The 11,855-nt window shown below is 38.7% G+C and carries 13 protein-coding genes and 1 pseudogene; 5 read left to right on the top strand and 9 right to left on the bottom strand.

From position 1 onward, the window contains the following. Nucleotides 1-109: 109 nt before the first annotated feature. Nucleotides 110-1,369, bottom strand: coding sequence for an MFS transporter (locus tag JL57_RS00510; RefSeq protein WP_034140096.1), 1,260 nt, complete (start codon nucleotides 1,367-1,369; stop codon nucleotides 110-112). A gap of 530 nt (nucleotides 1,370-1,899) precedes the next feature. Here JL57_RS00510 and JL57_RS00515 point away from each other — a divergent pair. Further along, entirely contained in the window at nucleotides 1,900-2,535 is a 636-nt protein-coding gene (locus tag JL57_RS00515) for a carbonic anhydrase (RefSeq protein WP_034140097.1), read from the top strand. Between the two features lie 103 nt (nucleotides 2,536-2,638). Here JL57_RS00515 and JL57_RS00520 read toward each other — a convergent pair whose 3' ends face one another. Both JL57_RS00520 and JL57_RS00525 read right to left on the bottom strand, forming a co-directional pair. After that, the gene (locus JL57_RS00520; protein WP_034140098.1) at nucleotides 2,639-2,953 is read right to left on the bottom strand and encodes a hypothetical protein; all 315 of its coding nucleotides are present in this window, start codon (nucleotides 2,951-2,953) and stop codon (nucleotides 2,639-2,641) included. Nucleotides 2,954-3,178: 225 nt separating this feature from the next. Further along, a complete protein-coding gene (locus tag JL57_RS00525; RefSeq protein WP_034140099.1) occupies nucleotides 3,179-3,385 on the bottom strand; it encodes a hypothetical protein in 207 nt (68 codons plus the stop codon). A gap of 299 nt (nucleotides 3,386-3,684) precedes the next feature. Here JL57_RS00525 and tnpA point away from each other — a divergent pair, with 299 nt between their 5' ends. Both tnpA and tnpB read left to right on the top strand, forming a co-directional pair. Continuing rightward, on the top strand, nucleotides 3,685-4,092 hold the full coding sequence (gene tnpA, locus JL57_RS00530; RefSeq protein WP_034140141.1) for an IS200/IS605 family transposase: 408 nt from the start codon (nucleotides 3,685-3,687) through the stop codon (nucleotides 4,090-4,092). Between the two features lie 6 nt (nucleotides 4,093-4,098). Beyond that, a complete protein-coding gene (gene tnpB, locus JL57_RS00535; protein ID WP_034140100.1) occupies nucleotides 4,099-5,196 on the top strand; it encodes an IS200/IS605 family element RNA-guided endonuclease TnpB in 1,098 nt (365 codons plus the stop codon). A gap of 109 nt (nucleotides 5,197-5,305) precedes the next feature. On the opposite strand, the gene JL57_RS33165 is transcribed toward tnpB, so the two are convergent. Both JL57_RS33165 and dsrJ read right to left on the bottom strand, forming a co-directional pair. Further along, nucleotides 5,306-5,443: a hypothetical protein gene (locus JL57_RS33165; protein WP_291299539.1), complete on the bottom strand. Its 138-nt coding sequence runs from the start codon at nucleotides 5,441-5,443 to the stop codon at nucleotides 5,306-5,308. A gap of 282 nt (nucleotides 5,444-5,725) precedes the next feature. Next, nucleotides 5,726-5,989: pseudogene (dsrJ, locus tag JL57_RS33170) on the bottom strand (sulfate reduction electron transfer complex DsrMKJOP subunit DsrJ); the annotation flags it as partial. Here dsrJ and JL57_RS00540 point away from each other — a divergent pair. Further along, nucleotides 5,956-6,906, top strand: a complete 951-nt coding sequence (locus tag JL57_RS00540; RefSeq protein ID WP_034140101.1) for a hypothetical protein — start codon at nucleotides 5,956-5,958, stop codon at nucleotides 6,904-6,906. The pseudogene dsrJ and the gene JL57_RS00540 sit on opposite strands and share 34 nt — an antisense overlap. A 132-nt stretch (nucleotides 6,907-7,038) precedes the next feature. On the opposite strand, the gene JL57_RS00545 is transcribed toward JL57_RS00540, so the two are convergent. From JL57_RS00545 to JL57_RS00560, 4 genes are all read right to left on the bottom strand, one after another. Then, nucleotides 7,039-7,422, bottom strand: a complete 384-nt coding sequence (locus JL57_RS00545) for a hypothetical protein (RefSeq protein ID WP_291299540.1) — start codon at nucleotides 7,420-7,422, stop codon at nucleotides 7,039-7,041. A gap of 146 nt (nucleotides 7,423-7,568) precedes the next feature. Beyond that, the gene (locus tag JL57_RS00550) at nucleotides 7,569-8,348 is read right to left on the bottom strand and encodes an ImmA/IrrE family metallo-endopeptidase (protein WP_291299541.1); all 780 of its coding nucleotides are present in this window, start codon (nucleotides 8,346-8,348) and stop codon (nucleotides 7,569-7,571) included. Nucleotides 8,349-8,350: 2 nt separating this feature from the next. Beyond that, a complete protein-coding gene (locus JL57_RS00555) occupies nucleotides 8,351-8,695 on the bottom strand; it encodes a helix-turn-helix domain-containing protein (protein ID WP_034140102.1) in 345 nt (114 codons plus the stop codon). A gap of 118 nt (nucleotides 8,696-8,813) precedes the next feature. Then, nucleotides 8,814-9,782: a DUF3658 domain-containing protein gene (locus tag JL57_RS00560; RefSeq protein WP_034140103.1), complete on the bottom strand. Its 969-nt coding sequence runs from the start codon at nucleotides 9,780-9,782 to the stop codon at nucleotides 8,814-8,816. Between the two features lie 803 nt (nucleotides 9,783-10,585). Between JL57_RS00560 and JL57_RS00565 the strand changes: the two genes are divergently transcribed. Next, a complete protein-coding gene (locus tag JL57_RS00565) occupies nucleotides 10,586-11,848 on the top strand; it encodes a DUF438 domain-containing protein (RefSeq protein WP_034140104.1) in 1,263 nt (420 codons plus the stop codon). Nucleotides 11,849-11,855 lie beyond the last annotated feature (7 nt).

Raw genomic sequence — 11,855 nt, forward strand, 5'->3', positions numbered from 1 at the left:
AACCAACTATCTATGCCTACCTGCTGGCGTGTGCTATCCCAGGTGGGATTGCAGGAGTTTATTGGCTATATAGTAAGTACTTTTAATTTATGAAGAGAAGAGCTTAGAGTTACAGACTGGCTTTTGATACTGGCAGTTCCTGCTTTCTTAACTTAAATATCAACGTCAATATTCCAATCGAAGACATTGTTAAGATTCCACTGATTAAAAAGGCATTTTCCGCGCCAAGCCTACCAGCTACAAAGCCAGCAAACATATTTCCTATGGGGGTTGAACCAGCAAATACTAAAGAATAGACGCTCATTACTCGACCACGATACTCGTCTTTGGAGGTGATTTGCAGAGTTGAGTTGGCATTTGTAGTAAACCATATAGTAGCTACGCCTGCTAAAAGCAAAAGAATTGCAGTGTAATAATATGTTTTGGTGAAGCTAATTAAAATAAACATGATCGAGACCATCAGAGTACTAAAAATAAGAATCTTAGAATGGGGACCAATTTTACTCTTCATGGACACCATTATAGCCCCTAATAATGATCCGACCCCAAGAGTTGACATCAATAAACCATAGACCTGTTCCCTTTGATGAAGCACATCCTTTGTGAATACCGGAAGAAGGATATTAAAGTTAAAGACGAATAAACCGATGACTAGAACCATGAGGATTGTCCGAAGCAAAGAGGGTTCTTGCGAGATATAGCTTAATCCGTCCTTGATTTCCTTTAACATGGTGTTAGAGGCTTTTTTTCTAACATAAGGACTCACCTTGATCTTAAGTAAGCTAATTAGGACTGCTATATAGCTTACTCCGTTTAGGAAAAAGCACCAACCCGCGCCAAAAGACGCCATAATTAAAGCGCCGATTGCCGGACCAATGATTCTTGCCAGATTAAACGTTGCAGAATTCAAGGCGATCGCACTCAGCAAATCGTGTTTGCCAGCCATTTCAAATGTAAAGGCTTGTCGAGTAGGTAGATCGATCGTATTACAACAACCTAAAATAAAGGCTAGCAGTAGAATATATTCATACTTCACAGTGTGTGTGAAAACCAGTAACGAGAGAGTAAAGGCTAAAATCATCGAAATAAGCTGTGTCAATAGGAGTATAGTTCGCTTCGGATAGTTGTCAATAATTACACCAGCAAATAAAGAAAAGAACGTGATTGGTAAAAATTGGGTAGCTCCCAATAGCCCTAAAAGTAAGGGTGAGCCGGTAAGAGAATAGACAAGCCAGGTCTGCCCGATGTTTTGCATCCAGGTACCAATCAAGGAGACGCATTGACCAAGCCAATATATTCGAAAGTTATCATGAGTTAAGGCGGGAAAACGGAGCCTAACCACGTCGTTAAGATAGGTAATAATATTCATTAGATAACACCTTTTTTCATTGAGGTTAAGTGATTATGTCTCAGTGTTATTATACCTATTAAGTATATCACAATCTTAAGACCCCCTTACAGAAGAGGATTTAAGAAACTATCTCGAACTTGATTATAGGATTTGGTTAAAAGATATCTAATTGAGAAAAATTTAATTAAGTGTATTGCAATATCTAATGATGAAAAGCAGCTTTTTTTATTATATATATATTTGAATTTTCAGACATTATCTGGAGTGATATCATAAACGTCGCTTATATTGCACCTTCTTGAGAATGTTGTATTTATTAAATCACATATAAATACAATGCAACCTTATTGTACCATACTAAAATTTAATAGATGCCATATTGACGTTCTATGCTCATGATGATAACCTTCAATTATAGATAATAAGAAAGCTCTCATTTTCTGTAGTTGCTATGTAGGGTGTAGAAAATTAAACCTATGTAATTATAATATAGAGCGCCGCCCATGTGTTTCGATTCATTAATTGATGATGAATAGGAGGTTTACTAAATGGAGAGTATCTTAGCAGGACTCATTAAATTTCGAACTCAAGATTACGAAGAACATAAAAATTTGTTTTGTAGACTGAAGAATCGCCAGGAACCCCATACCTTATTTATTGCATGTTCAGATTCAAGGGTAGTTCCTGAATTAATTACCAAATCCCTACCTGGAGAATTATTCGTAGTCAGAAATATCGCGAATATTATTCCTAAATATCATCAAGTACCCGAGGATTTAATGGTTTCAGCAACAACTGCCGCCATAGAATATGCGGTCCAGGTGCTAAAAGTAAAAAGTATCATTGTCTGTGGTCACTCAAATTGTGGCGGATGCGCATCTATTTATCTACCAGATACAGTGCTTGATAATATTCCTAATGTTAAGAAGTGGTTAGAGCTAGCTGAAAATGTTAAGACAAGGGTATTAGACGAGCTGGATAGTAAAGATGATCAAATGAAGAGGGAATGGCTTACAGAGCAGATGAACATTGTTGAACAGATAAAGCATTTGTTAACATATCCCTTTATTGTCGAAAAATTTAACAAGAAAGAGCTTGATATTGTAGGTATGTACTATACGATTGAAACAGGAGAAGTCTTTATTTACAATGCTGTAAAAGGATTATTTGAACTAGTAAACTAGAATTTAGCCTTAAATTTAAGTTCATAAAATTTATAGTTAAAATATTAAGAAGCCATTACCTTTCAGTAATGGCTTCTTAATATTTTTGCCTAACAGTATAGGGTTAGTTTAAGGACTTAACATACTCAGCAACAGCTGTTGATTGCATCTCTTCCCAAGTTTGAAATTGAGTAGTTTGCTTTACAAATGCATCAAACTTCTCATCGAGAAGAGCCATAAATTCTTCTAAGCTGTTCACATTGAATTCTCCGCAGACGAGCAGCTCGCTAAAATTAGCAAATTGAGTGTGCTTTGCCATAAAAGAAGGTGTAAACAGATCTTTAAAGCTTACCATAGTAACAGGCTTTTCATTCTCATTGGCACGTTTTTCAAGGTTTTCGGCTAAGCTTTCTAAGTCGGATTTCGTCAGGTCAGACATATATTCACCACCTTTCCGTGACGTTCTGGCACAGCGCAAGTTTGCAGTTGTCAATTATGAGGGGCATAATAAGTTTGCTTGAGCACCAAAACTATTATATTACAAAGTCAGATATAGTAAAGAAAAAAATCAACAAAGTCGAAAACAAAGAAGCGGTGGCTAGTGCCGCCGCTTCTTGAAATAGATAATGCAAATAGCCTCGATCAAGGTAGGCTATCGTAGTGCTTATTCAGAGTCCTTCTTGAACGATTGTTCTTCATTCCAAAACGTACCACCAGGACTAAATGCCTCAGTGCTAAGTATTTCCAATTCTCCTTCACGAAGCGCAGTGTTAAAGAATTGCTCAATGGTAATACCCAATTTTAAACATACATGATTAAACCGTTTACGTTCTTCATCCGTGACTGGAATCACAAGATATTGAGTCTTCAAAATTAAATCACCTCAGATAGATAATTCGCTAAATCTAACGAAAAACCTTCAACAGGGCATGAGTATTTTTAATGGAAACACACCTCTAAAATAGAGACCAATTTTTCAGACACGTCAGTAAGTCTCCCTTTTCCTCGTGTTCATGACAGTTGCAAATTGTGAATTTAATAAATTTTTACATGGTTACCCTTGAATATTTACAACTTGTTGCCGTAAAGCTCCTAGTTTCAACTATGGGGATATAAGGCAATTCTAACATTTTGTTGTATTATATACATACGTTTAGTATAATATTGAGTATGGAAGTAAAATACAAATCTAACAACAACATTGTCTACTCATGCAAGTACCATGTGGTTTGGTGTCCAAAATACCGCAGGAAAGTTTTGGTCGGTCAAATTGAAGTTCGCTTAAAGGAGTTGATAAGGGAGATATGCGAAGAACTTCAGTCTGAGCTAATAGAACTGGAGATTATGCCTGACCACGTGCATCTTCTAATTGAAGTAGATCCTCAATTCGGGGTTCATAAGGTGATCAAAGCGATCAAAGGAAAAACGTCGAGAATACTTAGAAAGGAATTCAAAGAACTCACCACTAAATTGCCAACCTTATGGACTAATTCCTATTTTATTTCTACCGTTGGTGGTGCGCCGTTAGCTATTGTGAAGCAGTATATCGAAAGTCAGAAGGTTTCTGAAAGGAGGTAGCAATCGTTGCATAAAGCCTTTAAATTTAGACTGTATCCCAATAAGGAACAGGAAGTTCTGATTGCTAAATCCATAGGTTGTAATCGCTTTGTGTTTAATCACTTCTTGGCTGAACGAAAGTGGTTTTGGGAAGAGGAAAAGCGAACTCTTGGATTTAATCAGTGTTGCTTAAACCTAACACAACTCAAGAAAGAACTTCCTTGGCTGAAAGAAATTGATTCGACATCACTTCAAGCGACACTAAAGGACTTAGACTTTGCCTATCAGAGATTTTTTAAAGAGAAACTAGGCTTTCCTAGATTCAAGTCTAAAAAGAATCCGGTTCAATCCTACACCAGTAAAAATAATGGTACAGCGATCAAGGTAATTGGCAACACAATACAGCTGCCTAAACTTGGTCTCGTCAAATTTGCTAAGTCGAGAGAGGTTGCAGGGCAGATCATTAATGCTACAATTCGTCGTAATCCAGCGAGAAAATACTTTGTATCGATCCTAGTGGATACTCCAATAGTTCACCTTCCTGAAGTTAAGCAGATGGTCGGAATTGACTTAGGTGTTAAAGACTTTGCCATATTATCCACTGGAGAAAAAGTAGCGAATCCTAAACACTATCGGCAGGAAGAACTACGTTTATCACGACTTCAGAAGTCCCTTTCCCGAAAGAAGAAAGGGGGTAGTAATCGTCATAAAGTGAGAAACAAAGTAGCTATACTCCATGAGAAAATAGCTAATCGGCGGAATGACTTCCTACAGAAACTATCCACTAAGGTAATTAGTGAGAATCAAATTATTTCCTTAGAGGATTTAAGCGTAGGGAATATGATTAAAAATCACAAATTAGCGAAATCTATAGCCGACGTTTCGTGGGCTAAGTTTAGATCAATGCTAGAATACAAGGCAACTTGGTATGGCAGAACGATTGTTGTCATAGGCATGTCATTTCCATCAAGTCAACTTTGTTCTTGCTGTGGATATCGAAATAGAGACGTTAAGGATCTAAATTTGAGAGTATGGTTGTGTCCTAATTGCCAGACGGAGCACGATAGAGATATTAATGCTTCGCACAACATACTAGCAGAAGGACTTAGATTGTTAGCTGTATGAGATGCAACTAACTAATTGCAGGACATGCAAGGATAGCTTGGTTAATAAACTGTCAATAGACGGTCTTTCCCAAGAATCCCCTAGATTTATCGATGGGGAGTGTCAATGTTTATTGTTTACTGATGTTTATCTCATCATGCGAAACACCGTTTTTAGTACTTCGTCCACTACCTCCGTGTCTCCAGTTTCTAACCGTTCTCTGACGCAGAGATTTCATGTGTTTTATTTCTTTGACCAGCCCGTTCATTCACTCACCACCATTTTGAGTATAGTATAGGGGGCTACCCTATATTCTTAAGTTTAAAAAAAGCAACCACAATGGGTAAACTCATAAAATTGGTTCCCTGTACTTAGTATGACTCTAGAAATTCATCATCGCACTCCCAGAACTTGTAACACCACTTCCGTTGGTCATCATGTTTCCTCCAGATTGAGTCATAAATTGGTTCATTCTATCAAGATTATCTTGTCCCATGTGGGCTTTAACATTCGGGTCTGAATTCATTAGATCTTGCTATTTATAAAAGAATCAGGATGGATGAACCGGTTGCAAATGGCAACTCCAACAGTTTGCCTTTACAGCAGCATAATTATGGCATGAAACACAGAATTGATCAGACGTACTTGATACAGGGTCATGATGACAGTTCAAGCACGTTTGAAGACTAATATCGAATGACTTTCCTTGACTATTAATATATTCCGTTTTGCCTTCGCGCACGGCTTCATCTCTCCATTGTTTTAGCAGTTTCATATGATTTGCCCTCATATATTCTGTTGACTCGATACACTGATAGAATGGTAGAAAAAGCCTACAAGGATAACCAATGGCAGGATATTGGAGTCCTTGGCAAAAGCAAAAAAGCCTGCAACTATAGCGTACAACCGTTTAAAGAAGAATTTGAGAAGACGGATTTACGAGTCATCGTGGTAAAGAGTTCAGCTGGGGATTCCCGATATGACAACAAAATAGAGCGACAGCGCCACATCCTGGAGACAGCCATTGAAGAGGTGTCGAAAAAGACCTTTGCCTGTGAAGCGGATGCCGTCGCGGAATGGGAACGATTTACCAAAAAACACAGTAAGCTAGCCTATGTATGTCAGGGCGTATTTGAAGAGACAAAAATACTAAAACGCAGACCGGGCAGACCTTCGTTGAAAGTGCAAGTTCCAAATGAATATAAATCCACATGGAAAATCAATATCAGCATCGCAGGACTTGATGAGGAAAAGGCTAAAACACTCAAACAATCGGAAGAATGTTTCGTGCTGGTCTCCAATGTCCCTGTTGAGGAAGCCACCGATAAGGATATTGTGGCCTATTACAAGGATCAGATGGTGGTTGAGATTGATTTCAGATACTACAAGGAACCCTGCCTTGCCTCAGTTATCTTTTTAAAGCATCCTCATCGAGTGAGAGCATTGATGATGCTACTGAATGTATCCTTGTTAATACGGGCGCTCATTCAATATAAATTGAGAAAAGGACGCAAAGAATGGACGGGTGAACTCCCCAAAATTGGCTATAACGGGGCAAAGCTTCAGGATTCTCCTACCTTTGCTTTCTTACAGTATGCTTTAGAGGGAATGTACTTTATTAAAATGGGACATGAAGAATATACTTGTTATCTTGATGATAGCTCAAGTACACTCAGGGGCATGACGCTATTGAAGATAATGGGTATGGAACCTAAGGATTTAATGGAATAAATTAACTATTTATTTTCCTCGGAATGTCAGCGGAATGTGGGTCGCTATGCATTTTTTCGTTTTAATCTATATTAAAAGCATCTACCTTCATCCAGCAGATGCCCTTTAGTATAAGTGTTATGATAAATATTTTTATCTTGGTAGATTATTATCTAACCTTCTTACTGATTCTAAGAACTCATACCTAGGCAAAGCCCTTTTCTTTTTTTTCATTTCTATCCATATGCTTGTACCTTCTTGCTCAGTAATAATGCCTTGCTTCAAAGAAGTATAAAGAATGTTATCCGTACAAATATATGGAGGCTCTTCAGTTTTGACATAAGGTAAAATGTCTTTCAAATTGTTGCTTGCTAGTGTTCCGCTAAGTTCCTTAGCTAATACAATGGCAGCAGCTTCTCCTGGATCAATTTGCATTTGATTTTCAGGAGAAATCAATCTTAAGTATTCATTAAAAGATTCACTATCTATCCTTAAATCAACAATTTCAATTTCTTTTTTATTAACTTCGTCATACAAAATCCTATATATATAGTTGACTTTTCTAATTTCATTGCAAACAACAGTTGGAACAATAATCTACCTTGGAAAAATAGTCTTTATATCCACTCTATTGACCCATAGAAAAGATGATATACAATCATTATCAAAAACAATCGGAGATTTCACAGCATATTTTCCTCCTCATTATCTTCATCCGATCCAAATAATGAGGATTCATAACCTCCGTCAAGTAAGATTTGTTCATATTTACCAAATGATATTTTTTTCTCTTCAAGCAGCTCGTTCGCAAGCTCTGCATAATTAGAAAAAATTTCTCGCCCTTTGCCTGAAGTAGTTTTGTAAATATCTGTAGAGTATCCAAGCCTTTTAGCTTGTCCAATTATTCCTGCTTCCATTTCGATTAATGAATCTTCATCTGTGATATTTAGTTTTTTATTTATCTCCCTTATCCTATTCAAAGTGAACTTATGACTTATCATAAAATGATTTTCAAGAAAAACCAAGTCGCTTATATTCAATTCTCTTCTTACAACTCTTTTTCCCAAGTAATATTCCAATGCAGCATCAGGCATCAAAAAGTGTGATGCAAATATATTAGCTTCTTTTTCCACTTCATATTCGTCATCATATTTTAATATAGGGCATATTTTATAAGTCATGCCTCTATTAAATTTATAATGATAGTATTCATGTGCTGCTGCAAATCTTTGATGTCCTAAAGTATTTTTATTATTAATTACTATAACGCATATATCCTCTTTCCTTAAAAAAAAGCCTGAGATATCTCCTTTCATCTCTGTTAGTATTATCGAAACATTTTCTTTATCTCTCAAAATTTTGAAAATATCGACCTGTTCATACGAACTTAAGCTTAAGCTGTTCCTTGCATCTAGCGCCTTATTAATGACGGTGGCATAATCATAATTATTACGCTTAGCCACTATCAAATCCCCCCCGCTCTAATTTTCATATCATGCAAGTTATTAATAAATTGCCTTGCCCATAAAACAACTTTCATATCTTCATCGTTAATTTCTCCAGCTTTAAAAGCCAAAGAAATATCATTTTCATCTCTGGTGAAATCTTCCTTTACGAAATATTCTACGGAATATCCATATAATTGTGCAAGACCGTTCAAGTCAGCCAATCCAATTTTACGCTTGCCATTTTCGTAGTAACTCAACTGCGTGGGATTTATGCCAATATATTCGCTAACTTGTTTTTGCGTAAGACCAAGTTTATCTCTAACATCTTGAAGCTTTTGACCTATATCAATATTGTTTACCATCTTAACCCCTCCATTAACATATACGTTAAGTTCTTACTTCTATCATACTAATATTATAACACATACGTTAATAATATAAGCAACATCTTTGATTTTATTTTCTGTCAAAACTTCTTACTCATCCTAACCTCAACCGTAACCTTACTCGATGATAGACTGGCATACCTTCGGCAACTGCAGACACAACCTCAAGTTTTCCGGCATGGATCATTTCTTCTATGCGGAATGCGACCCAGTAATCACCAATTCCAAGTTGATATTTACCAAGCACCCGCCCGATAACCATTACTTCCTGAAATTCCTCACCTTCTGCTGCGATTTCACGAAGGATAAAGCCATCATAGAGGGTTTCCTGTGCACTGATCAACTGTCCATTCAGCGTGGCCCGCAAAGGTGCGTTCTCCCTTTGAAGCTCCTGCCAATGAGATGCACAGCTTTGTTCAAATACCTGTAGTACAGGCTTTTGCAAGGCAAGATACCGATGCCATTCTCCGGGAGCAACTTCACCCCAGCCGCTTTTCTGCACGATATTTCCCTTTTCGTCAGCTTCCCATTCTGGGAGCTTGACAATAGAAACCTGTCTGCTATGCACTTTCCACTGATTCAACTGCCCCATGAACCAATAGAGTCCACACATTTCATCAGGCTGATTGCTGTACCATACTCGAAGGGATTCTCCCAATGTTACGCGTTTCCGAACCTTTTTCAGATCTTCATTTACCCGTTTAAGTATTTCCTGAGCCGCCTGACACCCCTCGTCATTCGGATAAACGCTGTATATGTGTTCCAATGTCTGTTTCCGCTTGATACCGGGCTGATTCTCCGAAATATCTCCAACGCTCAGCACCAAATTGAATCCATAGATGTCTGATGTATTTCCACTCAAAGGGGTAGCGCTCTCCCACGCCAAGCGTGCCTTTTCTTCTGCTTCTTGTTGAGCAACTTCAACTTCCTCTTTGGTTGGCTTGCTTCCATCCGTGTGACTAACGATAACACCAATACACCCACCTTGATATTTCCCCTCGCCATAGTGCTGTGCCACTTTAAGACTTCCACAAGCACTATCGCTGAATACTATTTCAATCATATTATCCTCCTCTCAAATCCAGGTTTGCTTATATGTCGGATTATATAAATACCCATCACTTGAATAAATTCTGGGTAACTTCGCATTTTTTGCCTAATCTGCAGTATTCACCTTTCACTGGTAATAGGATAGCACTACCGCTAACGCGGTGGTTCCGTAGTGACCTGATGTTGAACTTACTCTGTTAATAATAAGTCGAATAATTCGCTAGACAAAATGATTATGAATTCATTCTCAAACAACGTTCGCATCGACACGCGGCTGTTTACGTATGTTAAATAATTGGCATAAATTGCTTTCACCTAGAATTCAACATTTTTCCTGAATATTCCTGCAACAGTGTTGATCAAATTCGCCACCGGTGACGAATTTGGATTCCGTCACTGTCGGGGGAGGCAAGCAGTTTCGTCCTATACTCTTGGAAGAGCTGCATCAACCTGTCGGCCCTTCGCTAACCGATTCCTTCAACCACTTGCCCATTCCCCATGGGCACTGTAACCTCCAGACAAGCAGCTCATAAAATAAACTGACAACCTGAGTTGTTTTTAAAAGCAATTTTCTGCAAAGTTTTATAAAATTCCGGGTAAGATAATCTCCAAGGATACCCACCGGCGTAGGCTGAGTATTTCGAGCCCCTCCCGAAAGAAAACACTTGACGGTCGAAGGAGACATGAGTAATGACCCAAAAGAACACTGCGGCCCGTCGGATATCTATTCACCTTGTTTTCAAAGCCCCTTCCATTATTGCAGTGAGGGTCTTGAAGCTTGGATAAACTTGAAGTTTTAATGAAGGGAGACCAACTATGAGCGAACTAATCGACAATCAAAGACAGCGCAGAGAGACCTTAAAGCAGATTATTCTTGATATCCACCAGAACAAAAATCCTCAAGAACTTAAAGAAAGGTTCCGAGAGCTTTTATCCGATGTAGGTGCCACGGAAATAGCTGCTCTGGAACAAGAGTTAATCCAAGAAGGGTTACCCGCTGAGGAAATAAAGAGTCTCTGTGATATCCACGTCTCCGTATTTCAAGACAGTCTTGACAAACAACCCAAGTCCCAAGAACTTGGGGGGCACCCTGTTCATACCTTTCGCAAAGAAAACCAGGCCATTACACAGGTGGTTCAAGGGATTCGCCCTATCCTTGAGGAGATTCTACAAAATAATACAGACCTTAACTTGGCTGCAAAACTCAAGGACTGGCAATCTTTACATAACCAATTACTAGAGATTGAGAAGCACTTTAGCCGCAAGGAGAACATCCTCTTTGCCTATTTAGAAAAGCATGGGGTAAGTGGTCCTCCCAAAGTGATGTGGGCTATTCAAGATGACATACGGGCCCAGCTTAAACAAATCTCTCCAGGACTATCCAACCCACAGGTCGATATAAATTCCCTCACTAAACTCATCCAAGCCACAGCGCTCCCTGTCCTCCAAGCGATTGAGGATCTAATTTACAAAGAGGAAAACATCATGTTTCCTATGAGTATGGATACTTTAACTGAGGGGGAATGGGCCGCTGTTGCCGAGCAGAGTAGTGAAATCGGCTATACTTTAGTGGAGCCTGATCATGCTTGGATTCCTAGCGCACCACCCGAGCCACCCGTTGATCCAGGGGCCTTTTCAACAAATCAGCACGCTGGAAAAAACGGATTCCAAGCGCTCCTTCCCTTTGAGACCGGTGCCTTAACACTTGAGCAGATCAGCCTGATCTTCAACCATCTCCCCGTTGATATTACGTTTGTTGACGATAGAGATCTAGTTCGTTACTTCTCTTACGGCAGAGAACGCATATTCCAACGCAGTAAGGCCATTATCGGACGCAACGTAAAAGACTGTCATCCACCGGATAGTGTTCATATTGTCACTAAAATAGTTGGTGATTTTAAAAGTGGCAAACGAGATTCAGCCGAGTTCTGGATCCACATGAACGAACAATATGTCTATATTCAATATTTCGCCTTGCGTGATGCTGACGGAACCTATCGTGGCACCATCGAAGTGACCCAAGATGTACAAAAAATACAAGCCCTCCAAGGGGAAAAACGTATTTATTCTGAGGGATAGAGTATAA

The sequence above is a fragment of the Desulfosporosinus sp. BICA1-9 genome, from assembly GCF_000802135.1.